Genomic DNA, 22858 nt, shown 5'->3' with positions numbered 1-22858 from the left:
CCGGGTAGCTGCCGTGCTATAAATGGTTTGTCCAACACAAACTATCTACGGACGGTCATCGACATGGCACACCTGCTGCACCTCGACTCCAGCATCAACGGCGACCGCTCGGTAAGCCGCAAACTCAGCGCCCGTGCTGCTCAGGCCTGGCGAGCAGCCCACCCAGAAGGGACGGTGACCTACCGAGATCTCGCCGCGAACCCGGTCCCGCACCTGGACCCACTGGCCTGGGAAGCCCGCATCACCCCCTCCGCTCAGCACACCGCAGCCCACCGCGAAGCCGCCCGAATCGGCGAAGAACTGGCGGCTGAGGTACTGGCCGCGGACACCGTCCTGCTGGGCCTGCCGCTCTACAACTACGGCGCCCCCAGCTCGGTGAAAGCCTGGGTAGACCGCATGATCGCCTCCGCAGGCGACGACCCGTCAGTCCTGAGCGCCGGCCGAGAACTCCTGGTACTGGCCACCCGAGGCGGCGGCTACGGAGAAGGCTCCCCAAGGCACGGCTGGGACCACGCAGAAGGCTGGCTCCCGCACGGCCTTTCCCTGACAGGTTTGGAACCGCGCTTCATCACGGCAGAATTCACCATGGCGGACGTCAACCCCGCACTGGCGGAATTCCGCTCCCACGCCGAGGAAAGCCTGGCCGCGGCGGAACGAGAAATCGACGCCCTCTGGACCCCCGCCGCCGCCACTCGCTGACTGCACTCGGTCGGCAGAATTCCGTGAGGGGAACCCTCGGGGACTCTGATTCCCTGGGGGTTCCCCTCATGACCACCGACGGTCCGTGAGGGCCCCTTCACGTACTTAGATTCCCTCAGGGGCTCCTTCACGACCACGCACGGTCTGTGAGGGCCACCTTCACAGACGCTGATTCCCCCAGGGTTCCCCTCACGGACCACCGGCGGTCTGTGAGGGCCACCCTCACGACTGTCGGCGGTACGTGAGGGGCTCCTTCACGTACTTGGATTCCCTCAAGGGGCCCTTCACGGACAGCCCACCCGCCGCCCGCCCGGGATTTGGGGCGCTAGCCCCGCCCACCCACTCAACCGCAGCCCGCGCACCCACCGGATCCAGGCAGCCGCACCCGGCCCTGCACCCCGATACGAAGCCAAAATGCGGTCTGAGGGTGGTTGTCAAGGCATCTTCCCGCCTTGACAACCACCCTCAGACCGTCATCACAATCAGGCTTCGGGGTGCCCCACGCAACGCACCCAGGCGCAACGTCGCCGCCAGGCGACGAGCCGAAACCCGGAGACTCAAACAACATCCCCCCGCCGAACCCGATAAACCTGCAACCTCAACTCGTAATACTTAGTAGTCTCCCCCACCCACTGCATCCCAATCCGCTCCGCAGTAGCAATAGCCCGCGAATTGCTAGGCCGCGCCACCGCGAACAATTCATCCGTCCCGTCCTGGGAAAACGCCCACTCCACCAACGCCCGCCCAGCCTCAGTCGCGTACCCGTGCCCCCACTCCTCAGGCCGCAACTGCCAGCTCAGCTCCAAATCCTCCCGATACGGCGGCAACAACCGAATCCCCAGCCCGCCAATGACCCGCCCGTCCGACCGGCGCTCCACCGCCCACCGCCCCCGAGGCGGAATCAAATTCGGCTGAGCCTCCTGCCAGGCCTGCAACACCGCCCGCATCGCGGCGGCATCGCCGACCCGGTCCATCGCGGGAGTCAGCCAATGCGTCACATCGGAAGAGCCGTAGATCTGAAACGCGGCTTCGGCGTCGTCAGCCGTCCAGTCCCGGATCACGAGACGTTCGGTGGTAATCGGCAGGGTCATGGACAAACGGTACGCCCGTTCCGCCCGCTCCGGGCACGTGATGCAGGACGCACCGAAGACTCTTGCCCGCCAAGGACTCCGTCCGATACCGGGTTAGACTGCGCGGGTGGAGATCTGGGTGAACCCGCGTTGTTCCAAGTGCCGCTCGGCGGTATCGCTGCTCGACGAGGCAGGCGCGGAGTACACCGTGCGCCGCTATCTGGAGGACCCGCCGACCGAGGCGGAACTCGTCGCGGTGCTCGACCGGCTCGGCCTCGACCCGTGGCACATCACCCGCACCGGCGAGAAAATCGCCGGTGAACTCGGGCTGAAATCCTGGACCCGGACGCCGGAAGACCGTCCGCGGTGGATCGCCGCGCTCGCCGAGCACCCGGAGTTGATCCAGCGTCCGATCATCACCGCCGACGACGGCACCACGGTGGTCGCCCGCGACGAGGAAACCGTCCGGTCGGTGCTCAGCTGACCGCCACGGCGATCAGCGCCGCCGCCAGCAGCACCACGTACGCGACGGCATGCACCTTGTCCGGCAACCGGTCGGCGACCCGCCGGACGAGCGCGATCGTCGGCAGTGAACCGGCCAGCAGCGCGGCGCCGGCGATCGGGTCGAGGTATCCCGACGGCCCGCCGCCCGCCGTCGCGTAAACCGCGGTCGCCACCACCGCGACGGGCACGCTGAGCGGGTTCGCCATCGCGGCCGCGTCAGCCATCGGAAGCCCCCTGCGGCGCAACAACGGCACCGTCATGACGCTGCCGCCCACCCCGAGGAAGCTCGCCACCGCGCCGATTCCGACCCCGCCCGCGGTGGTCGTGAACGTGCTCAACGGCTTCGGTTCCCCTTGTGGTTTAAGGAATCCGCCGCGCGCCAGACTGTCCACAATGGTCACTGCTAGGTAGGCGACGAACAGGACGCGCAGCAGTCCGTCCCCGGCATAGGTCGCGGCCACCGAACCCACCACGGCGCCGATCGCGACGAACGCGGCGAGCGGCCAGATGTAGTCGCGCCGGAGACGTCCGGCCCGGGCTTGCACGACGGTCGCGCTGATCGCGTTCACGACCATCACCGCGGTGGACGTAGCGACGGCGACGTGCATCGCGTCGCCGCGGCTCGTGACCGCCGCGACCACCGGCACGGTGACGAATCCGCCGCCGAAGCCGAACAACACGGTCGTCACGCCGCTCAGGCAGCCGAAGAGCAGAAGAATCAGGATCGAGGTCAACACTGGCTTCAAGGTAGGTCGTGCGGGTGCGGCGCGCATCCGAAGATTCGCCAGGTTCTTTCGAGCTTCGGACATCTACCCTGGAGGCATGCGCAACGTTCCGTTGTCCGAGGTCGACGCCCTGCCCCGGGCTGTGCTCGCGATCAGCACGGACTACCCGCCGGACCACTTCCTGCAACCGCACCGTCACCGCCGCGCGCAGTTCCTCTACGGCGCCACCGGTTCCATGCGTGTCGGAACGGCCGACGGAACGTGGACCGTCCCGACCCGGCGCGCGGTGCTGATCCCGCCGGAGACCGACCACAGCGTCGTGATGATGAACGTGACCACGCGCAGTCTCTATCTGGAGCCGTCTGCCGTGCCGTGGTTCCCGCGCCGCTGCCAGACCGTCGACGTGTCGCCCCTGCTGCGGGAATTGCTCCGGGAAGCCGTCGACGTCACCCCGGAATACCCTCGCCGTGGCCGCGACGCCGCGCTGATTTCCCTTCTGCTGCACGAGATCTCGCGCTGTGTTCCGTTGCCGCTTGAACTCCCGTGGCCGCGGCACGAAGGCTTGCGCGCACTGTGTCAGTCCTTTTCGGACGCTCCCGATGTGCACGATCCGCCGTCGCGCTGGGCGGACGAGTTGCACGTCAGCGAGCGGACGCTGCACCGGCTGTTCCGCGCCGAAACGGGCCTGAGCTTCGCCCGCTGGCGGGAGCGGGCCTGTGTGCTGCACGCGCTCCCGCTGCTGGCCGCGGACCTTCCGGTGGCGGACGTCGCGGTCATCCTCGGCTACGAAAGCCCGGCCGCCTTCACCACGATGTTCAGCCGCCTGCTCGGCGCCCCGCCCCGGTCCTACCGCGAGCCGTGATCCAGATCTCATTGAGTGCAACTTGATTGTGCACAACTAAGTTGTACTGTTGTCCTTGTTCGGAACTTTCACTGAGGAGGCCCCCATGACTGCCACTGTCGTTCTGGTGCACGGCGCGTTCGCGGATTCGTCCAGCTGGAACGGGGAGATCGAGCGGCTGCAAGCAGCTGGACACCGGGTGATCGCGGCGGCGAACCCGCTGCGCGGAGTCGCCGAGGATGCTGCCTACGTGCGGTCTTTGCTGGACAGCATCGAGGGCCCGATCGTCCTGGTCGGCCACTCCTACGGCGGTTCGGTGATTTCGGCCGCCGCCGTGGGCCACCCCGGCGTGCAGGCGCTGGTCTACATCGCGGGCTTCGTCCCGGATGAGGGCGAAAGCGCGGGCGAACTGGCCGGGAAGTTCCCTGGCGGGACCCTGGGGGAGACGCTGGAGCAGGTCACGCTGCCCGAAGGTGTCGACCTTTATGTCCGGCAGGATCTGTTCCACCAGCAGTTCGCGGCGGACGTCCCCGCCGCGCAGGCCAGTCTGATGGCAGCAGGCCAACGCCCGATCGCCGCCGCGGCCCTGGACGAGGCGTCGCCCGCCCCGGCGTGGAAGGGGTTGCCGGTGTACAGCCTGATCCCGACTGCGGACAAGAACATCCCGCCCGCGGCGCAGCGTTTCATGGCGGAACGCGCGGAGGCGGAGGTGGTCGAGGTAGCGGACGCTTCGCACGCGGTGCTGGTTTCACAGCCGGAGGTGGTGGCGGAGCTGATCTTGCGCGCTGCTCGGTGAGGTTGGGGGAGTGAGGCTGGTCCGCGCTGCGCGGGTAGGGGCGTGGCGCGGGTGAAGGTGCGGCGGCCGTTTACGGGGCGGTGCGCGAGGGGCAGCCCCCAGGCCGTGCGTGGCGTGGGCGAGGTGCCGGTTCGCGTGGGTGTGGCGGTGAGCTCGGTCCGGCTGGATCGCGCCCCGAACCGAGCGCGCAGCACGGCTCCGGCGGAACTGAATTGCTGGCTGACTCGGCGGTCCGGCCGCGTGGTTCCCCGGGCGGGTTTCGGTGATTGGCCTGGTCAACGGCCTCGCTGTGCAGCGCTCGGGGAGTCGTCCGTTCCCGTTGTGCGGACTCGTCATGGCTGAGCCGGGCTTTCGCCGTTCATCGCGTCGGTGCGGCAGTTACCATCGGCGGCCATGAGTACCTCAGGGGGGTCACAGGATCAGCCGGGCACGCCGCAGGAGCCGGGTGCGGTCCCGCCGGGATGGCAGGCGCCTCCGCCGGGCGCCGGTTACCCGCAGCAGCCCGGCGCTCAGCCGGGGCAGCCCGGCTATCCGCAGCAGCCTGGGCAGTCTCCGCAGTACGGGCAGCCCGCGCAGCAGCACCCGGGCCAGTCCGCGCCGGGCGCGTACCCGGGTCAGGCCGGGCAGCCGGGACAGTACCCGGGGCAGCCCGCACCGGGCTCCTACCCAGGACAGGCCGGGCAGCCGGGCCAAGGCCACTTACCCGGTCAGCCGCAATCCGGTCAGCAGCCGGGTCAGCCGCAACCCGGTCAAGCTCCCTACTCCGGTCAGCCGCAACCCGGTCAAGCTCCCTACTCCGGCCAGCCGCAACCCGGCCAAGCTCCCTACTCCGGTCAGCAGCCTGGTCAGCCGCAAGCCGCCTACCCCGGTCAGCAGCCAGGCCAGCCCCAACCCGGCCAGGCCGCCTACCCCGGTCAGCAGGGTTATCCAGCACAACAGCCCGGCTACCCGCCGCAGCCCCAACAGCCGGGCGCCGGTTACGCCGCACCCCAGTCCGGCCAGGGCTACCTGGCTCAAGGCCGGCCGCTCACTGGCCCCGGTCTCGGTGCCATTCCGGTTGCCCTCGGCGGCATTCTCGAGATCGTCGCGCTCTTCATCCCCTGGGTCACCTTCACCAACGGCTCCCAAACCGCGTCGGTCAGCTTCATCGACGCCTTCAGCAAGCTGCCGTCCGGCTCGGACAGTTTCGCCTCGATGTACGTGCGGTTCCTCGCCTTCCTCCTGATCGCCGCGACGCTGGGCGCCACCCTTCCGTGGGTGCTCGGCGCGCTGCGCACCAAGAAGTCCGCCTACTGGCTGAGCGGGATCCGCAGCCGCGAGCTGACTCAGCCGAACTTCTGGTGGTACCGCACCGTCTTCGCGGGACGGGCCACTCTCCTGCTGATTTTCCACATCGCGGGCATCGTCGCGATGTTCTACGAGGATCTGTCGTTGATCGGCCTCGGCGCGTATCTGCTGGTCGCCGGCGGGGTGCTCGTGGTCGTCGGCGCGGCGATCGGGCCGAAGCTCAACGCCGCCCGCTGACGTCGCGGATGACCGGGTTCTGACAAATGTCATCGCGCACCGATGCGCGGTGACACTACGGCCCGCCTGCCCGTCCGCCCACTATGGGACGGGCAAGCGGCGCCGGATCCACCGGGCCGGCCGACGGTCCGGAAAGGACAGTCATGAACTCCCGTCCCGCAACGGTTTCCGAACAACCTCGCATCACGGCGGTCCGCGTCCTCACCGCGGCCTACCTGGCGCTGAGCGTGCTCACCCTCGGCGCGATCTTCCTCCTCCGCAATGACCCCGCGATGGTCACCGACGTCGTCTGGGTCCGCGCCACGATCGTCGCCGCCAGTGCGCTGCTCACGTTCCTGTTCGCGAGAAGCGCGGCCCGCGGGTCGAAACGAGGGCTGCTGCGGCTCCGGATCGTTTCGGCGGTGATGACCGTCGCGATCGTCGTCATCGTGTCGATTCCGGGATTCCTGCCGTTGTGGGTCCGGCTTGAGCAGGGTGTCTGCGGGCTGCTTCTGCTGGCGGTGGTCGTCCTGGTCAACGGACGGCCCGTGCGCTCGCTGTTCTCCGAGTAGCGTGCCGGACGTGGACCGCGGCCCCGATTCCGACGCGCAACGCTGGGTACTGGGCTGGCGCCGGCTCGTGCTGGACGCCGGCCTCCTGGTGTACCCGCTGATCGTTCTCGCCCAGACTCCGGACCAGCCGGTGGCGGTCGTGCTTCTGCTGGCGTTCTGTGCCTGCTACATCGGGGCGGCCATCGCTGCTTACGGGTTCCGGAGCAGGGTTTTCTGGATCCTGACCGGGGTGTTGACGGCGCTGTTCGGCGCTGTGTTGCCGGTCGCTCGCGCTAATGCGTTTTACCTGCTTGCCGTGGTGGTGTCGCTCGCTGTTCCGCGGTTGCCGCGTTGGGGCATGGTCATCGTGCCGGTCGCTGCCGCGGCGACGGTGGTGGTGCCGTGGGCGGTTTGGCACGCCGATCCGGGGTGGGCGCAGGCGGCGGCGTTGGTGTTCACCGTGCTGGTGGTGGTCGCGTTCGCGGAGGCGTTGCGGGCGAATCGGGCGTTGGTGCAGGCGCGGGCGGAGGTGGAGCGGTTGGCTGCTGATGCGGAGCGGTCGCGGATATCCCGGGATTTGCATGATCTGCTCGGGCATTCGCTTACCGCGATCACGGTGAAGAGCAATCTTGCCCGGCGGCTCGCGGCCAAGGGGGATGAGCGGGCGGTCGAGGAGATCGGCGAGGTCGAGCAGTTGTCGCGGCAGGCGCTCGCGGATGTTCGGGCGGCTGTTTCCGGCTATCGGGATGTCACGCTTGCCGGGGAGTTGGCGCGGGGGCGGGAGTTGTTACGGGCGGCGGGAATTAGTGCGGATTTTCCTACTGCGGTGGACGGGCCGTATCAGGAATTGTTCGGGTGGGTCGTTCGGGAGGGGCTGACTAATGTGGTTCGGCATTCTCGGGCTACTGCTTGTGCGGTGATTGTTTCGGGGGATTCCGTGGAAGTCCGCGACGACGGTGTTGGTTCTGTGGCGGATTCCGGGAATGGGCTGTCCGGGCTGCGGGACCGGGTGGTTGCTGTTGGCGGACGGATGGACGCGGGGCCGGTTCGGCCTCGGGGGTGGCGGCTGCGGGTGACGGTGGGGGAAGCGTGACTATTCGGTTGTTGCTCGCTGATGATCAGGCGTTGGTGCGGCAGGCGTTGGGGACGTTGCTTGGTCTTGAGGACGATTTCGAGGTGGTCGCTCAGGTGGGGCGGGGGGATGAGGTGGTGGGGGCCGCGCTGGAGCATCTGCCGGATGTCGCGTTGCTGGATATCGAGATGCCTGGGTTGGACGGGTTGGCCGCGGCCGCGGTTTTGGCGGAGCAGGTGCCGGGGTGTCGGGTGGTGGTGTTGACGACGTTCGGGCGGGCTGGGTATTTGCGGCGGGCTATGGAGGCTGGGGCGGTGGGGTTTGTCGTTAAGGATGCGCCTGCGGAGGCATTGGGGGATGCGATTCGGCGGGTGATGCGGGGGGAGAGGGTGGTGGATCCGGCGTTGGCGGTCGCGACATTGGCCGCGGGGGAGTCGCCGTTGACTGCTCGGGAGAGGGATGTGCTGATCGCGGCTCGGGGTGGGGGGTCGGTGGCGGAGATTGCGGGGAGTTTGTATTTGTCTGAGGGGACGGTGCGGAATTATTTGTCGGGGGCTATTGCTAAGACTGGGGCTCGGAATCGGATGGGGGCGGTTCGGGTTGCTGATGATCGGGGGTGGTTGTGAGGGGCTTGGGTTTCGGCTCGTCGCCTGGCGGGGTGTTGCATAGGGCACCCTGAAGCTTGATCGTGTGAGGTTTCCTCCGTGGGCTGGTCACCGGGTTTCACGCTGCGTGGGTGTTGCGTGGACTGTGGTGGGCGCGGGTTTCTTCTGGCGTGCGGTAGTTGAGGGTGGCGTGCCGGCGGTGATGGTTGCAATAGGCGAGGTAAGCGAAAACGGCTTCGCGTGCTTGGTTGTGTCCGTGCTCCGGGATTCCGCCAGTCGCACCGGAAAGCTGCTCCGCCCCAAGCGCTACAGCCGTCGCCTGCGCCGGGCGGTCTACCTCTCCGCGCAAACCAGCATCATCCGCGACGGCCCCAACCGCGACTTCTGCCTCAAAAACGCGGCCAACGCCTCAAACACGTCCAAACCGTCATCGCCCTGGCCCTTCGACGCGTCGATGTCCCTGGGCACTGCTGCGCGACGGCGGAGTCTTCACCCTCTCCGGCCGGCCATGTCCACGGTTTGACAAACTTCATCGAGACTCCCAAGTAAGCCCACTTGGACTTCTGGCCGTCGATCTTCAGCGTGAGTAGCACCTCACGGTCTGTATGAAACTCCGACGATACCCGCGTCCAGCATCACGGCCTCACCGTTTACAGATCTTGCTGTGACGGCGGAGGCAGGCCATGCGCTGAATCACGAGCCGGGGGGACAGCCGCCGTATGAACGAGTCGTTCGGCCAGATCACCCGGCTGGGACACAGCTCCACCGTGGGGTTCTCGTTCGACATGGATCGCGAGACTGAACCACCGGCCTGCCCGAGCGTCGACTTTGATCTGACGAAAGCACATGCGGGCGTCGAGCTTGAGAAGCAAAACAGATACGAGCCCGAGGCCCGCCAAAACCAAGATGCACGCGATAACCGCGAGCCACACACCCACCGACACGGACCTGCCTCTCTTTAAAGATCAAGGTCCATGCTCAAAGAGGCCAAAAAGATGCTCACTCCAGCGGATGGCGCTTGTCAAGGCGAAGGAGGAAGGAATCCCCAAAGAACTTTGCGGCACTGCAGGTCAGGGGCTTGCTCGGCCTTCTGGTCAACCGTAAAACAGCCACATTTGCCATCGCGCACGTTCTGTATATTCACAGGTGACGCTCGGTTGCTCGGTGTGTAAAGCGGTCGCTCACAGTCAGGCTCGTTCATCTGCCGCTGCAGGTAGGTTCCGCAGCTCGCATTTGCCCGTTCGTCCTTGCCCCGGAGATGACGCGTCCTGACCGCCACCTCACCCGTGCCCGGATCAAGAGTGCCCGCGAACCCGGCTTCCGTCCACTCGACAGCGTTCCCCGCCTCGACCAGCTCTTTGTCCGCACGCTTGTCCGCCGCTGCCGCGGTGCTATCCCGCCGCGCGGAGCGCACGCTGAACCGGCCGTTCCGCTGCTGGTCGCCCCCTGCTCATGGCACGCCGCCCAGTACGACGTGCTGCGCTGGATCTACTCGCAGAAGATGCCGCGAAGCAAGATCGCCTTTCCAGAGTCTGGGGACACGGCGAGTTCTCCGGAGTCGTGATCCTCGGTGCAAACGCATCAGCAAGCTCTGCCTCTTCATGTGACAGCTTCATCTCTGTAGCCATCAGCCTTGCCGCAGTCCGCCGACTAGGCGTTGCGTCATTTCAGCCAAGGCTCGGAGCATCGTTGCATCACCGCTCATGATCACCAGCAAGGTAAGCAGCAGCAACCCGGCTACCAGCAGAACGTGCACTAGGTCGCGACCGCGATAGATCGCTGCCGCTCCCGCGCCCAGTACCAGGGCGGCAAGAAAATAGCCTGTGATCAGCCCAATGAGAGCCAAGTTCCGAACCCCTCTACGCGATCTTTCGTCTGCTGTGACTAAGTAAATCGAGCCTAGCGGCAACCGAATCGTTCATCGCCAAACAGGGGAGCATTCGCGGGAAATCGGCAATGGATTCGCGAAATTCCGCGAATATCACCCGTGAGCAGAATTTCGCTAGCGGAAATCTCTGGAGGGAAATCACCCGTTAGAGAGGCAGGTCTCAGGAACCTGAGGCATCGGAGGATTGACCTTGTCGTAGCTGTCGCCCCTGAGGAGACCGACATCGCGCATCGGATTGAGGCTGTCTGGCCCGACCAGGCTCGCAACAACCGGATTCGCCGCTACGTCCAGGGTGATCACAATCTGCCGTTCGCGCCGCGCTCGGCCCGGCGGGCGTAGCGCTGGCTGCTGGACCGTCCGCGGACGAACTGGTGCCGTCTGCTGATGCAGCTGCTCGCGCGGAACCTGTTCGAGGACGGCTATCGTGCGCTCGGCGACGACGAGGCGGACGAGCCGTTGGGCTGGTCGCACTGGAGCCAAGACGGCATGGCTCGTCGCCAGGCTGCGGCGCACCGCGCGACGCTGAAATACGGCTGGTCGTACACCACGGTCCTGCCCGGCGACCGGCCCCCGGTCATCCGGGGCGTGTCCCGTGCAACATGACCGCCGCCTAAGTCGGCCCGTGGCCGATCTACGCCCTGCACCGGAAAACCTCCTGGACACCTGACGGGCCGCGCCAGGTCTACCGACTGTTCGACGACTAGGCCGCCTACACCCTGTCTGAGGACGAGCCCGGCAAAGGCCCGACCTACCTCGACCACGCGGAACACGGCCTCGGTGTCTGCCCGGTGGTGCCGTTCCTCGATGAAGATGACCTGGACGCCGACAGCCCCGGCGTGGTCGCGCCAGTCCTCGACATCCAAGACCAGCTGAACTATCAGACGTTCCTGCTGATGACGACCGGCGAGCAGGGCGCACTCGCCCTCACTCACCACGAACACCAAGGCCGCTACTGAGAAAACCTCATTGGGGCACAGTACGGCAACAGGTGTGCGAGCGAGGTGTCTTTGAGGGAATCCGCGTCTGTGAAGGTACCCCTCACGGACTTCGTGCGTGGAAGCTCCGAAGTGGACGGCTACTCAGGCTTTTCCGCGTTAAGCCGAGCGGCTTCGCGGCGGACCTCAGCCTGGGTTTCGCGTTCGTGCTGCAGCCAGGTGGGGTTGTCGGCTTTCAGGGCCTCGATTTGGTCCGTCGTCAGGGCCTCGGTGACGCCGCCTCGGGCCAGGCCGCCGATGGAGACTCCCAGTTTCGCGGCGACGACCGGGCGTGGGTGCGGGCCGTTGCGGCGGAGGTCGCGCAGCCATTCTGGCGGGTCGGTCTGCAGGGCGTTCAGTTCGTCGCGCGAGACGGCGCCCGCGCGGAACTCTGCGGGGGTGGCTTCGAGGTAGACGCCCAGCTTCTTCGCTGCCGTCGCCGGCTTCATGGTCTGGGGGGTCTTCTGCGCCGTCATGCCCATCAGCGTAACCGGCGCCCCGCGCCGGTAGCCTTGCCACGTGACAGGAGCCGACCAGGCCTCGGCGTTCCGGCTCGCCTACGTTCCGGGTGCGACCCCCGCGAAGTGGGTCCGGATCTGGGGCGAACGCAATCCCGAAGTGCCGCTTGACCTGGTCGCGGTCGCTGCCGCCGAGGCTGCCGACGCGGTCCGTGAAGGACGCGCGGACGCGGCGTTGCTGCGGCTGTCCGCGGACCGTGAAGGTCTTCATGCGATTCCGCTCTACACCGAGACCACGGTGGTCATCGTTCCCAAGGAACACCTGGTCGCGGCGGCCGACGAGGTGTCCATCGCGGACCTCGCGGACGAGCTCGTGCTGCATCCGCTCGACGACTCGCTCGGCTGGGACGAGCTGCCCGGCAGGCCCGCGCTCGAGCGGCCGGAGACGACGGGGGACGCGATCGAGCTGGTGGCGGCGGGGGTCGGCGTGCTGCTGGTACCGCAGTCGCTCGCTCGGTTGCACCATCGTCGTGACCTCACGTACCGGCCGGTGGAGGACGCGTTGCAGTCGCGCGTCGCGTTGTCCTGGCCGGAGGGCGAGACCAGCGAGCTGGTGGAGCAATTCATCGGCATCGTTCGCGGGCGCACGGTGAACAGCACTCGCGGGCAGCAGGAAACGCAGGCGAAGACGGGCAAGGCGGCACCGGCGAAGAAGAAGCCGCAGCCGTCGCGGGAGCCGGCTCGTCGGCGGAATACGCCCAAGCCTGGCGGGCGCGGCAAGCCTCGTCGGCGTCGTTAACGCTCAGGGGAGAAGCTGTGGATCTCGGGTTGAAGGGCAAGTGCGCGGTCGTCACGGGGGCCAATCGCGGGATCGGGCTGGCGGTGGCCGAGGTGCTCGCGGCGGAGGGCGCGGACCTCGCGCTGGTCGCCCGGGACTCGAAAGCACTCGCCGAGGCGGCGGAAAGCGTCGGCAGGCACGGCACGAAGGTCATCGCCGTGCCCACGGACACCACCGACGACGCTGCGGTCGCGGCGATGGCGGAGCGGGTCAAGGCGGAGTTCGGTGCGGCGGACGTCCTGGTCAACTGCGCGGCTCCGGCGTCGAGCGGGGTGCGGACGCCGCTCGACGACCTGCGTGACGACGACCTGCGCACCGAGATCGAGACCAAGGTGCTCGGCTACCTGCGGTGCGCCCGCGCGCTCGCGCCGGGGATGCGGGAGCGCGGCTGGGGACGGATCGTGAACGTCAGCGGGCTCAACGCGCGGATCGCCGCTTCGACGTTCGGTTCGATTCGCAACGTCGCGGTCGCGGCGATGACCAAGAATCTCGCTGACGAGCTGGGGCCGCAGGGCATCACCGCGACGGTCGTGCATCCGGGCTACACGGTGACCGAGCGGACGCCGGAGCAATTCGCCGAGATCGCCGCGATGCGCGGGATTTCGGTGGCGGAGCTGGAAAAGAGCCTCGCCGCCGGGGTGAGCATCGGGCGGTTGGTGACCGCGGCCGAGGTGGCGGACGTCGTGGCTTTCCTGGCGTCTCCGCGCAGCGTCGCGATCAACGGGGACGCCATCGCGGTCGGCGGCGGCGTACCCGGGCAGATTTACTACTGAACGGCCTGGAGTTCCCGCACCGGGCGAGGGTAGCCGAGACGGCCCTTGGTCGTGGCGAGCAGGATCAACGCGGCGACGGCGAACGCGGCGAACAGCAGGTGTTCGGCGATCTTCGGGTCCGCGGCGGGGAACAGCTCTCCCCAGGCGACGGACAGGTAGTTGTTGATCCCGGCGTGCAGCAGCAGCGCGATCGGCAGGCTTTCGCCGCTGCGGTTGAACACCCAGGTCATCACGAAGCTGATCGCGATGGCAGTCGCGACGAATTCCAGCACCGACCAGACCGTCACGTTCGGCCAATGGCCCCATTCGGTGAAGAACAACGGCAGATGCCAGACGCCCCACAAGGGACCGAGGATCAGCGTGCCGCGCAACGGGCCGTACTTCGGCTGTAAGTGCGGCAGGGCGAAATCGCGCCAGCCGGGTTCTTCGGCGAGGCCGGTGGTGAGCACTTGCAGCACGAAACCCAAGGCCCACACCAGAATCAGCGACGCGGCGGGGATTCGGAACGCTCCGGCGAAGGGCAGGCTGGACAGCGTAAGCACGACCGGGGCCGCGAAGAGGGCGAGCGCGTACCATCGCCAGTTCACCCGCCAGCGCAGCAACCGTCCGACCCACGCGCGCAGCCCGGGACGTCCTTCGGCGAGTGCGGTGACGAGGAACGCCGAGAAGATGGGGCCCAGGTAAGCGCCGGGGAGCATGCCCAGGATTTGCGTCGTGCCCAGCACCGGCGGGAATCCGAAGTGGACGATGCCGAGGCCGTTGTCCGAGAGCACGTAAGGGATCCACGCGAGCCAGCTGAGCGCGATGGCGAGCGTGAAGAAGGCCGTGATCGGGTGGCGTGCGACGAGGGAGCGCAAGGCGGTCATGCGTGGTGGTCCTTTGTGGAGGTTCAGCGGCGAGTGCGGTAGTTCGCGACGAGGGCGATGCCCGCGGCGAGGGTGACGACGCCGAAAACGGTGCTGAGCAGGAGGTTGACGCCGAGGGCGGAGGTGATGGCGTTGGCTGCGGCGCTGAGTGCCAGCACGCCCCACAGGAGCGGCCGGGTCCCTTGCCGGGCAGGTGTTTTCGTCATGCCGGCAACGCTACGAATCGGGGCTCGCCACGACGATCCCGTGCGCGGGAGGGTCGAGGTACAGCAGGCTGTACTTTCGCGCCTCGTGGCGGTGCCGGGGCGGATTTCTCGGCTAGGGTTCGGCGGCGTGAGGTGCTAGGAGGTGCGATGGCAACCGCAGGCGAACCTCGGCCGCGTTCGTGGACTGTGCGGGTCCGGGCTGCTCTCGACGCGTTGGAACACCTCGTCGGCGGGATCGGTACCTCGGTGCTGGCGCTCTTGGTGCTGCTCGGCGTGGCCGTGGTCGCGTCGCTGTGCCTCGTGGGCGTCGGATTGCCGCTGGCGCGGCCGATGCTGAGCGTCGTGCACGCGGTCGCCGACCGGGAGCGGATCCGGCTCACGGCGATGAAGCCGGATGTCATCAGTCCCGGTCCGGGGCCTGAACGGCTCGGCGCGGCGCTGCGCGACCGGACGGTGCAGCGCGAAGTGCTTTGGGTCGTGGTGCATGGCCTCGCGGGACTCCTGCTCGGCTTCATCGCGCTGACGATCGTGCTCAACACCGCGCGGGACGGGCTTTTCCCGCTTTACTGGTACCTGCTGCCTCCGGACGACGCGACGGCCTCGCTCGGCTGGCCGGTGCACAGCCTGGCCGAGGCGCTTCCGGTGTCGCTGCTCGGCGTCGCGTGGGCGTTCCTTTCGGTCGCGCTGCTGCCCGCGATGGCGCGGCTGCAGGCACTGCCCGGCCGGCGGCTGTTGCCCGCGGGGTCGGACGCGGATGTCACGCTGCGGATCGCCCACCTCACCGCTACCCGAGCCGCCGCGCTCGACGCGCATTCCGCCGAGCTGCGCCGTATCGAGCGTGCGCTGCACGACGGTACGCAGAACCGGCTGGTCGCGGTGAACGTCCTGGTCGGCGCGGCTCGCCGGGCAGTCGCCCGGGATTCGGCGGACGTCGACGAAATCCTCGGCCGCGCGCAGGACGCCACCGAGGCCGCGCTCGCCGAATTGCGTGCGGTGGTGCGCAGCATCCTGCCGCCCGTGCTGGCCGACCGGAGCCTCGCCGACGCGTTGACCGCCCTTGCCGCGGACTGCTCGGTGCCGTGCGCGATCGACGCCGATCTGCCCGGCCGGTACGCCGTTTCTGTGGAGGCGTCGGTGTATTTCGTGGTCGCGGAGGCGCTCACGAACGTCGCCAAACACAGCGGCGCCCGCAGCGTCGAGGTCGTGTTGCGTCGACGGGACGACGTGCTCCACCTCCGGATCACCGACGACGGCCGCGGCGGCGCCTCCGAAACCGGCGGCTCGGGACTCAGCGGGATGCGCCGCCGGATCGAGGCGCTCGACGGAACTTTCGCGCTGGCGAGCCCCGCCGGCGGACCGACCACTCTGACTGTGAGCCTGCCATGCGGATTGTGATCGCCGAGGACGACCCGTTGCTGCGCGAAGGACTAGCGCTGCTGTTGCGCGCCGAGGGCCTCGATGTCGTCGCGACCACCGACAACCCGGCCGATTTCCTTGCCGCAGTGGACAAATACGAGCCGGACACCGCGGTCGTGGACGTCCGGATGCCGCCGACGCACACCGACGAGGGCATCGTCGCGGCCGTCGAAGCCCGGCGCAGGCGGCCGGGGCTGGCGGTGCTGGTGCTGTCGGCCTACGTCGAGCAGGCGTTCGCGACCGATCTGCTGGGCAGCGGCAGCGCGCGGCTCGGGTATCTGCTGAAGGAACGCGTCGGCCGGGTCACGGAGTTCATGGAAGCGCTGAACCGGGTGGCCGGGGGCGGGACGGCGATCGACCCGGAAGTGGTGGCGCAATTGCTGACCCGGACGCGCGCGGATTCCGGATTGGAACGGCTCAGCCCGCGGGAAAGCGATGTGCTGGCGCTGATGGCGGAGGGATTGGGGAACAGCGCGATCGCCGAACGATTAGTGGTGACGGACGGCGCGGTGCACAAACACATCCGCAGCATTTTCGCGAAACTGGACCTGGCTCCGGACGACAGCGCGGATCGGCGGGTGACGGCGGTGCTGCGGTATTTGGAGGAAGCGCGCCGTTGATCTTTGGCGTAACACTGGATGAATCTGTGAGGATCTGGCGATACGCGGCGTGGATCACCCGGCGCAGGACGAAATACCCCGCATTCGCCGGCTTGCGGCGTCGCGCAGTTCACCCGGACGAGTGCAGTATCGAACGCGCAAACCGGTGACACCGAAGTGGCCTAATCGCACCCTCCCGCCGGGATGCGGGCGCGCGCGAGCACCGCACCGGAGAGCCGGTGCGGCGACAGGGAAACGGCGGCTACTTGCCCGAGCCCGCCTTCTTGGACTCGTCCGTCCCGCCTTTGCCGCCTGCCGGAATGTCCTCTTCGGACCAGTCCAGCCCGGCCTCGGCGACCACGCCGTCGAAGATCGGGGTGGCCACGGCCTGTTCGGCGCTCATGACGCGCTCACCACGTCGATGATCGCGTCGGCCGCGATCCACTGCGGATTCGCGTCTCTCGCCTGGCCGTCGACCTGGACCGGGACCCAGGTGACCGCTGTCGCGTCGTCGGTGACCGGGGCTCCGGTGACCACCCCGCGCCTGCACAGCTGCCGCCTGCCGGTGCGCTGGCCGACCAGGTAGGTGACCCGGTGACCGGTGGACAGTTCGGGCCGGTGCTGTTCGCCGTCCATGTGTTCCTCCCTGCACGCCACCCGGGTGGGCGACGCTCGCTTCACCGACGCGACTCGCTCCCCGCGTGCCGATGACGCACTCCCGGTCCATGATCTGGGTCACGCCGAAGCAACGGCCGCGGTGAAAGCGGCTGCTACATCGAGGCAACGCCGACCACTGACAGTCATCTCTCTATACCCAAAGTAACAGGTACAGCGCCGTATCCAGTATGTGACCCGGCGATACACTCGCGCGGATGACGTCCTCAGGTACTCCGCCCGACGGGCGGGCCACCCGGTGGGCAGGGCAGCGGGAACGCCGGCGCCGGGAATTCGTGGAAGCCGGGATGCGCGCGATCGCCCGATACGGGCCGGAGGTGTCCACCGAGCAGATCGCCGACGAAGCCGGCGTCGCTCGCACGCGCATTTACAAGCATTTCGCCGACACCGCGGATCTGCAGCGCGCTATCGCGTTGCGCGCGGCGGAAATGATCGGCGCGCAGTTCTCCCCGTTGTGGGGAGTTTCCGGGACACCGCGCGATATGGTGCACGCGACAATCGGCGCGCATATCGAATGGCTTTCCGAACACCGGGAGCTTTATCAGTATCTGATGCGGCAGTCGGTGACCGGGCCGCGCGACGTCGTCGCGGACGTGAAAACCGCGATCGCCCGGCAGCTGACCGTGCTGTTCGAGTACTACCTCGGCTTGTTCGGCGCGGACCAGCGGGTCGGCGAGACCATCGCCTACGGACTGGTCGGGCTGGTCGAATCGAGCACCGCGCACTGGCTCGAAGCCCCGCGCGGCATCGACCGCGACGATCTGCGCCAGCTGCTCGCCCGCTGGGTCTGGTCGATCCTCGACGACACCCTGCGCACGGTCGGCGTGGCGCTCAACCCGGATTCTCCGTTGTCCGAGCTGGATTTCCGCATCGTCGACCGTTCGTGAAGGGGCCCCTCGAGGAATTCCTCAAGGGGCCCTTTCATCGAGACTTCTCCGGCGAGAAGCGTCAGGCCTTCCGGCCGACCGCGCCCGCGATGCACTCCTGGACCTGGTTCAGCGGCTGGTACCGCGGGCCGTCCGGCCACCAGTCCTCGCACAGCACCAGGCCCGGGTCGACCAGTTCGGTGCCGCCGAACATCCGCCCGATCTGCTCCCACGTGCGGAAGAGGCCGCTGCCCATCGGGCTGTGCGTGAACTTCTCCTCCATCCGCCGGGCGATCGCGCTGTGCTCGGGCGTCTCCGGGTCGAGGAAGTGCGCGATCACCACGAACGACCCGGACGGGAGCGCGTCCACGTACGTCTGCATCATCTCGGCGTAGTCGTCGCCGAGGTAGTGGTGCAGGGTTCCGTTGTGCAGCAACGCGATCGGCTTCGTCCAGTCGAGGAACTCGCGCGCGGTCTCGTTGCCGAGGATCTGCTCGGGCTTGAAGATGTCCGCGTCGATGAAGCGCGTGTTCTCGTTCTCCTCGAGCAGCGCGCGCCCGTGCGCGAGGACCACCGGGTCGTTGTCCACGTACAGGACGCGGGCCTCCGGGATGATCCGCTGCACGACCTGGTGCGTGTTCTCGGCGGTGGGCAGGCCGGAGCCGCAGTCGAGGTACTGGGTGACCCGGCCCTGGGTGGCGAGGAAGCGGCAGGCGCGGATGAGGAAGTTGCGGTTGGCCCAGGCGAGGTCGGCGACCTCCGGGGCCACCGTCGCGACCTGCTCGAGCACCCTGCGGTCGATCTCGTAGTTGTTCGTGCCGTTCAGCGCGGCGTCGTACACCCGGGCAATGCTCGCTCGCGTGATATCGACTCCGACCGGGTGCGAACTGGGCGATTCGACGGCCTCGGTCATTTCTGGCGTCACCTCGGATGTGTCGGACGTCTCTTTGGTCTACTCACCGTAGACCTTCCGGGCTGTCAAGCGACCGCCAGGAGGAGGACAACCGGAGTGGGTGACAGATTCTTGATTCATTCCAGAAAATGCGGCAGACTCCGGGGCATGCCGACGACCGCGGACTTCGAGCAGCTGCTGCGCGGAGTGCAGTTGCGGATCACGCGCCCTCGGGTGGCCGTGCTCTCCGCGGTGCACGCCAACGCGCACGCGGACACCGAGTCCGTCATCGGCATGGTGCGGGCGGATCTCGGCGAGGTTTCCCACCAGGCCGTCTACGACGTGCTGCGCGCGCTGACCGAGGCGGGGCTGCTGCGGCGCATCCAGCCGCCCGGTTCGGTCGCGCGGTACGAGGCCCGGGTAGGGGACAACCACCACCACGTCGTGTGCCGCTCGTGCGGCGCCATCGAGGACGTCGACTGCGCGGTCGGCGAGGCTCCCTGCCTGACCGCCTCGCAGACGCACGGTTTCGTCATCGAGGAGGCCGAGGTCGTCTACTGGGGCCGCTGCCCCGCTTGTTCCGCTGTGCCGAGTTCCTGAGCAAGACCATGATTCCCGGAAGGATTTCAGTTGTCCGAATCGCTTGACTCCGTCGCCGACGACCAGAAGGCAGGGTGCCCGGTCACCGGCCGCATGGGCTACCCCTCCGAGGGCGCCGCGAACCGTGACTGGTGGCCGAACCAGCTCAACCTGAAGATCCTCCGGAAGCACGCTCCCGCGGCGGACCCGATGGGCGAAGAGTTCGACTACGCCAAGGCGTTCAAGAGCCTCGACCTCGACGCGCTGACCCGCGACGTCGACGCGCTGCTCACCACGTCGCAGGAATTCTGGCCCGCCGACTTCGGCAACTACGGCCCGCTGTTCATCCGGATGGCCTGGCACAGCGCCGGCACCTACCGGATCGACGACGGCCGCGGCGGAGCGGGCGGCGGCCAGCAGCGGTTCGCGCCGCTGAACAGCTGGCCGGACAACGTCGGCCTGGACAAGGCGCGCCGTCTGCTGTGGCCGGTGAAGAAGAAGTACGGCAAGCAGATCTCGTGGGCCGACCTCATGGTCTTCGCGGGCAACCGCGCGCTCGAGACCATGGGCTTCAAGACCTTCGGCTTCGCCGGCGGCCGCGCCGACGTGTGGGAGCCGGACGAGGACATCTACTGGGGCCCGGAGCGCACCTGGCTCGGCGACGAGCGCTACAAGGGCGACCGCGAGCTGGACAACCCGCTCGCCGCGGTCCAGATGGGCCTCATCTACGTGAACCCGGAAGGCCCGAACGGCAACCCGGACCCGATCGCCTCGGCGCGCGACATCCGCGAGACGTTCGCCCGGATGGCGATGAACGACGAGGAGACCGTCGCCCTCATCGCCGGCGGCCACACCTTCGGCAAGACGCACGGCGCGGGCGACGCGGACGCGAACGTCGGCCCGGTGCCCGAGGCCGCCCCGATCGAGCAGATGGGCCTCGGCTGGAAGAACAGCTTCGGCAGCGGCAAGGGCCGCGACCAGATCGGCAGCGGGCTCGAGGTCACCTGGACCCCGACCCCGACCCAGTGGAGCAACTGGTTCTTCCACAACCTGTTCACCTACGAGTGGGAGCTGACCAAGAGCCCCGCCGGCGCCCACCAGTGGAAGCCGAAGAACAACGCCGCGCAGGGCACCGTGCCGGACCCGGAAAGCGGCGAGCTCAACCGCGCGCCGAGCATGCTGACCTCGGACCTGGCGCTGCGCTTCGACCCGATCTACGAGCCCATCTCGCGCCGGTTCTACGAGAACCCGGACCAGTTCGCGGACGCCTTCGCCCGCGCCTGGTACAAGCTCACCCACCGCGACATGGGCCCGATCCAGCGCTACCTCGGCCCGCTGGTGCCGCAGGAAGAGCTGATCTGGCAGGACCCGATCCCGGCCGTCGACCACGAGCTGGTCGACGACGCGGACGTCGCGGACCTGAAGGCGAAGGTCCTCGAGTCGGGTCTTTCGGTCGCGCAGCTGGTGTCCACCGCTTGGGCGTCGGCGTCGACCTACCGCCACAGCGACAAGCGCGGCGGCGCGAACGGCGCCCGCATCCGCCTCGAGCCGCAGCGCGGCTGGGAGGTCAACGAGCCCGACGAGCTGGCTCAGGTGCTGCGCACGCTCGAGGGCGTCCAGGAAGCGTTCAACAGCGCGCAGACCGGCGGCAAGAAGATCTCGCTCGCCGACCTGATCGTGCTGGCCGGCGCGGCGGGCGTGGAGAAGGCGGCGAAGGACGGCGGCGTCGACCTCACCGTTCCGTTCACGCCGGGCCGCGCCGACGCGACGCAGGAGCAGACCGACGCGGACTCGTTCGCGCCGCTCGAGCCGAAGGCCGACGGGTTCCGCAACTACCGCGGCAAGGCCAACCCGCTGCCGTCGGAGTACCTGCTGGTGGACAAGGCGAACCTGCTCAACCTGAGCGCGCCGGAGATGACCGTGCTGGTCGGCGGCCTGCGAGTGCTGGGCGCGAACTACCAGAACTCGGCCGCCGGCGTGCTGACCGACCGGCCGGGCACGCTGACGAACGACTTCTTCGTCAACCTGCTCGACATGGGCACGGAGTGGAAGCCGGCCGACGGCGAGGGCCCGCACGCGGAGTCCTTCGAGGCCCGCGATCTCGCCACCGGCGAGGTCAAGTGGACCGGCACCCGCAACGACCTGGTGTTCGGCTCGAACTCCGAACTGCGCGCCGTCGCCGAGGTGTACGGCTGCGACGACGCCAAGGAGAAGTTCGTCCGCGACTTCGTCGCCGCGTGGCACAAGGTCATGAACAACGACCGGTACGACCTGGTCTGAGTTTCCTGAGCTGCTGAACGGAGAAGGGCTCCTCGCGGGAATTCCCGCGAGGAGCCCTTCTTGGTGCCCGGGTCGTGCTGGTTCAGTGCTCGGTCAGCTCTGGACGAGCTTGCCCATCGCGTTGACCTCGTCGACGTCGCCGGTGCTGAAGAACGACCACGGCACGGTCACGAAACCGCTTGCGCCCCAGCCGGATCCCCAGCTGTTCTCGATCTTCACGCCCTGGTCGTTGTAGGCCACGATGGTCACCTCGTGCCCGCCGACGACCGGGTCGCTGTTCGAGTCGCCGGGCATGTACGAGTAGTCGGCCGCGGTCGAGGAGTCCAGGTTCATGAAGCTCTGGTGCACGGTGAATCCGATCGCCACCGGCTCGCCCTGGGAAATGGCGTTCTCGATGTCGGACCGCGCCGCGTCGCCGCTCGACGACAATTGCGTGTAGCCGGACAGCTTGTAGTGCGCCGCATTCGACTTTTCGTTCTGGTCGGGCTGGGTGGTGTAGTCGAAATCGCCCTGCCAGTAGTCGGATTTGGTGTCGATGCCCTGCTGCTGTTCCATCGGCAGCGCGACGCTCGCCCAGGTGCCCTGGTCATTGCCCTTGGCGATCTGGGAGTAAATGAACATCGGGGCCATCGGGCCGCCGGTGATGCCCTGTTCGTTCATCAGCACGCCGTAGCCGGTGTAGCCGGTGGCCCAGGTGACGCACGAGCCGACCTGGCCCTGGTCGCCGGGGGTGTTGGCGTACTGGGTGAGGTCGCCGCTGGAAGGCAGTTCGGCGGTGGCGCGGGGGTGCACGGGGAGCGCGGAGTTCGCGTGGGCGTGCATCCTGGACTGCGCGGCCTTCAGGCCGGCGACGTTCAGCCCGAGGCCGTGCTTGAGGGGCTGCGGGTGGTGCTGGGCGGCGGCCGCGGAGGCAGGGGCCGCGCCCAGCGCCGCCGCCATGCCGGCGGCGGCGAACAGGGAAACGAGTGCGGACGTTTTTCTGATCTGCATTCTGGTACTCCTTGTGGGCATGCAGAAAAAGAAATCGGAAAGGGTGGGGAGGTGGATCCGACCACAGCAAAGGTAGATCGGCGGAAATTTTCCGTACACCTACGAAAGGAGGGAACGCATCAACTGTCGTATTTGCGGGGGATCGATCAAGCGGACATTACGCCCGTTATCGCCGCTATTCCGGCGTACTGG

At 67.8% G+C, this 22858-nt stretch carries 27 protein-coding genes and 1 pseudogene; 18 read left to right on the top strand and 10 right to left on the bottom strand.

Annotated features, from left to right (window positions below; translation table 11 throughout):
* The first annotated feature begins 63 nt into the window (after positions 1–63).
* Complete coding sequence (locus ACZ7OI_RS44145; RefSeq protein ID WP_470270064.1) at positions 64–699, top strand: FMN-dependent NADH-azoreductase; 636 nt, start codon at positions 64–66, stop codon at positions 697–699.
* 557 nt (positions 700–1256) lie between these two features.
* Here the strand turns inward: ACZ7OI_RS44145 and ACZ7OI_RS44140 are convergent.
* Positions 1257–1790 carry a GNAT family N-acetyltransferase gene (locus ACZ7OI_RS44140; RefSeq protein WP_470270063.1) on the bottom strand — a complete coding sequence of 178 codons (534 nt, stop codon included), beginning with the start codon at positions 1788–1790 and terminating at the stop codon, positions 1257–1259.
* A 106-nt stretch (positions 1791–1896) separates the two neighbouring features.
* Here ACZ7OI_RS44140 and ACZ7OI_RS44135 point away from each other — a divergent pair, with 106 nt between their 5' ends.
* Positions 1897–2253: an ArsC/Spx/MgsR family protein gene (locus tag ACZ7OI_RS44135; RefSeq protein ID WP_116206788.1), complete on the top strand. Its 357-nt coding sequence runs from the start codon at positions 1897–1899 to the stop codon at positions 2251–2253.
* Here ACZ7OI_RS44135 and ACZ7OI_RS44130 read toward each other — a convergent pair.
* Positions 2246–3010 (bottom strand): sulfite exporter TauE/SafE family protein, encoded by a 765-nt coding sequence (locus ACZ7OI_RS44130; RefSeq protein ID WP_470270062.1) that lies wholly within the window; start codon positions 3008–3010, stop codon positions 2246–2248. The genes ACZ7OI_RS44135 and ACZ7OI_RS44130 overlap by 8 nt on opposite strands.
* Positions 3011–3095: 85 nt before the next feature.
* Between ACZ7OI_RS44130 and ACZ7OI_RS44125 the strand changes: the two genes are divergently transcribed.
* The 7 genes and pseudogenes from ACZ7OI_RS44125 to ACZ7OI_RS44095 all read left to right on the top strand — a co-directional run.
* Complete coding sequence (locus tag ACZ7OI_RS44125) at positions 3096–3860, top strand: AraC family transcriptional regulator (protein WP_470270061.1); 765 nt, start codon at positions 3096–3098, stop codon at positions 3858–3860.
* A gap of 85 nt (positions 3861–3945) precedes the next feature.
* Positions 3946–4635, top strand: coding sequence for an alpha/beta fold hydrolase (locus ACZ7OI_RS44120; RefSeq protein WP_470270060.1), 690 nt, complete (start codon positions 3946–3948; stop codon positions 4633–4635).
* A 393-nt stretch (positions 4636–5028) separates the two neighbouring features.
* The gene (locus ACZ7OI_RS44115) at positions 5029–6159 is read left to right on the top strand and encodes a hypothetical protein (RefSeq protein ID WP_470270059.1); all 1131 of its coding nucleotides are present in this window, start codon (positions 5029–5031) and stop codon (positions 6157–6159) included.
* Between the two features lie 143 nt (positions 6160–6302).
* Positions 6303–6710, top strand: coding sequence for a hypothetical protein (locus ACZ7OI_RS44110; protein ID WP_470270058.1), 408 nt, complete (start codon positions 6303–6305; stop codon positions 6708–6710).
* Positions 6711–6720: 10 nt separating this feature from the next.
* Entirely contained in the window at positions 6721–7782 is a 1062-nt protein-coding gene (locus tag ACZ7OI_RS44105) for a sensor histidine kinase (protein WP_470270057.1), read from the top strand.
* Complete coding sequence (locus ACZ7OI_RS44100) at positions 7779–8387, top strand: response regulator (protein WP_470270056.1); 609 nt, start codon at positions 7779–7781, stop codon at positions 8385–8387. Before ACZ7OI_RS44105 ends, ACZ7OI_RS44100 begins: the two co-directional genes overlap by 4 nt.
* Positions 8388–8616: 229 nt before the next feature.
* Positions 8617–8857: pseudogene (locus ACZ7OI_RS44095) on the top strand (IS110 family transposase); the annotation flags it as partial.
* Positions 8858–9993: 1136 nt separating this feature from the next.
* Here the strand turns inward: ACZ7OI_RS44095 and ACZ7OI_RS44090 are convergent.
* A complete protein-coding gene (locus ACZ7OI_RS44090) occupies positions 9994–10212 on the bottom strand; it encodes a hypothetical protein (RefSeq protein WP_470270055.1) in 219 nt (72 codons plus the stop codon).
* A 426-nt stretch (positions 10213–10638) separates the two neighbouring features.
* Between ACZ7OI_RS44090 and ACZ7OI_RS44085 the strand changes: the two genes are divergently transcribed.
* The gene (locus ACZ7OI_RS44085) at positions 10639–10857 is read left to right on the top strand and encodes a hypothetical protein (protein ID WP_470270054.1); all 219 of its coding nucleotides are present in this window, start codon (positions 10639–10641) and stop codon (positions 10855–10857) included.
* Positions 10858–11045: 188 nt separating this feature from the next.
* Positions 11046–11210 carry a hypothetical protein gene (locus tag ACZ7OI_RS44080; RefSeq protein WP_470270053.1) on the top strand — a complete coding sequence of 55 codons (165 nt, stop codon included), beginning with the start codon at positions 11046–11048 and terminating at the stop codon, positions 11208–11210.
* A 119-nt stretch (positions 11211–11329) separates the two neighbouring features.
* On the opposite strand, the gene ACZ7OI_RS44075 is transcribed toward ACZ7OI_RS44080, so the two are convergent.
* Positions 11330–11704 carry a DUF5997 family protein gene (locus ACZ7OI_RS44075; RefSeq protein WP_470270052.1) on the bottom strand — a complete coding sequence of 125 codons (375 nt, stop codon included), beginning with the start codon at positions 11702–11704 and terminating at the stop codon, positions 11330–11332.
* A gap of 43 nt (positions 11705–11747) precedes the next feature.
* Between ACZ7OI_RS44075 and ACZ7OI_RS44070 the strand changes: the two genes are divergently transcribed.
* Both ACZ7OI_RS44070 and ACZ7OI_RS44065 read left to right on the top strand, forming a co-directional pair.
* Positions 11748–12485 (top strand): LysR family substrate-binding domain-containing protein, encoded by a 738-nt coding sequence (locus tag ACZ7OI_RS44070; protein ID WP_470270051.1) that lies wholly within the window; start codon positions 11748–11750, stop codon positions 12483–12485.
* A 17-nt stretch (positions 12486–12502) separates the two neighbouring features.
* Positions 12503–13297 carry an SDR family NAD(P)-dependent oxidoreductase gene (locus tag ACZ7OI_RS44065; protein WP_470270050.1) on the top strand — a complete coding sequence of 265 codons (795 nt, stop codon included), beginning with the start codon at positions 12503–12505 and terminating at the stop codon, positions 13295–13297.
* Here the strand turns inward: ACZ7OI_RS44065 and ACZ7OI_RS44060 are convergent.
* Both ACZ7OI_RS44060 and ACZ7OI_RS44055 read right to left on the bottom strand, forming a co-directional pair.
* The gene (locus ACZ7OI_RS44060) at positions 13291–14163 is read right to left on the bottom strand and encodes a CPBP family intramembrane glutamic endopeptidase (protein ID WP_470270049.1); all 873 of its coding nucleotides are present in this window, start codon (positions 14161–14163) and stop codon (positions 13291–13293) included. The two genes, ACZ7OI_RS44065 and ACZ7OI_RS44060, sit on opposite strands and share 7 nt — an antisense overlap.
* A gap of 23 nt (positions 14164–14186) precedes the next feature.
* The gene (locus tag ACZ7OI_RS44055; protein ID WP_470270048.1) at positions 14187–14369 is read right to left on the bottom strand and encodes a hypothetical protein; all 183 of its coding nucleotides are present in this window, start codon (positions 14367–14369) and stop codon (positions 14187–14189) included.
* Between the two features lie 147 nt (positions 14370–14516).
* Here ACZ7OI_RS44055 and ACZ7OI_RS44050 point away from each other — a divergent pair, with 147 nt between their 5' ends.
* Together ACZ7OI_RS44050 and ACZ7OI_RS44045 are read left to right on the top strand one after the other, a co-directional pair.
* A complete protein-coding gene (locus ACZ7OI_RS44050) occupies positions 14517–15764 on the top strand; it encodes a sensor histidine kinase (RefSeq protein ID WP_470270047.1) in 1248 nt (415 codons plus the stop codon).
* A complete protein-coding gene (locus tag ACZ7OI_RS44045) occupies positions 15752–16405 on the top strand; it encodes a response regulator (RefSeq protein ID WP_470270046.1) in 654 nt (217 codons plus the stop codon). Before ACZ7OI_RS44050 ends, ACZ7OI_RS44045 begins: the two co-directional genes overlap by 13 nt.
* 241 nt (positions 16406–16646) lie before the next feature.
* Here ACZ7OI_RS44045 and ACZ7OI_RS44040 read toward each other — a convergent pair whose 3' ends face one another.
* Both ACZ7OI_RS44040 and ACZ7OI_RS44035 read right to left on the bottom strand, forming a co-directional pair.
* A complete protein-coding gene (locus tag ACZ7OI_RS44040) occupies positions 16647–16787 on the bottom strand; it encodes a hypothetical protein (RefSeq protein WP_470270045.1) in 141 nt (46 codons plus the stop codon).
* Positions 16784–17020, bottom strand: a complete 237-nt coding sequence (locus ACZ7OI_RS44035; protein ID WP_344266772.1) for a hypothetical protein — start codon at positions 17018–17020, stop codon at positions 16784–16786. Before ACZ7OI_RS44035 ends, ACZ7OI_RS44040 begins: the two co-directional genes overlap by 4 nt.
* Positions 17021–17256: 236 nt before the next feature.
* On the opposite strand from ACZ7OI_RS44035, the gene ACZ7OI_RS44030 reads away from it, so the two are divergent.
* Positions 17257–17946, top strand: coding sequence for a TetR/AcrR family transcriptional regulator (locus ACZ7OI_RS44030; protein ID WP_470270044.1), 690 nt, complete (start codon positions 17257–17259; stop codon positions 17944–17946).
* A 61-nt stretch (positions 17947–18007) separates the two neighbouring features.
* Here the strand turns inward: ACZ7OI_RS44030 and ACZ7OI_RS44025 are convergent, their stop codons facing one another.
* Positions 18008–18838: an SAM-dependent methyltransferase gene (locus ACZ7OI_RS44025; RefSeq protein WP_470270043.1), complete on the bottom strand. Its 831-nt coding sequence runs from the start codon at positions 18836–18838 to the stop codon at positions 18008–18010.
* A 147-nt stretch (positions 18839–18985) separates the two neighbouring features.
* Between ACZ7OI_RS44025 and ACZ7OI_RS44020 the strand changes: the two genes are divergently transcribed.
* Complete coding sequence (locus tag ACZ7OI_RS44020) at positions 18986–19417, top strand: Fur family transcriptional regulator (RefSeq protein WP_470270042.1); 432 nt, start codon at positions 18986–18988, stop codon at positions 19415–19417.
* Positions 19418–19447: 30 nt separating this feature from the next.
* On the top strand, positions 19448–21676 hold the full coding sequence (katG, locus tag ACZ7OI_RS44015; RefSeq protein ID WP_470270041.1) for a catalase/peroxidase HPI: 2229 nt from the start codon (positions 19448–19450) through the stop codon (positions 21674–21676).
* A gap of 93 nt (positions 21677–21769) precedes the next feature.
* Here katG and ACZ7OI_RS44010 read toward each other — a convergent pair whose 3' ends face one another.
* Entirely contained in the window at positions 21770–22666 is an 897-nt protein-coding gene (locus ACZ7OI_RS44010) for a C1 family peptidase (RefSeq protein WP_470270040.1), read from the bottom strand.
* Positions 22667–22858: the final 192 nt, after the last annotated feature.

The sequence above is a fragment of the Amycolatopsis sp. NPDC114503 genome, from assembly GCF_055633655.1.
The sequence above is the reverse complement of the archived record's forward strand: the minus strand, read 5'-3'. Positions and strand labels throughout refer to the sequence as shown.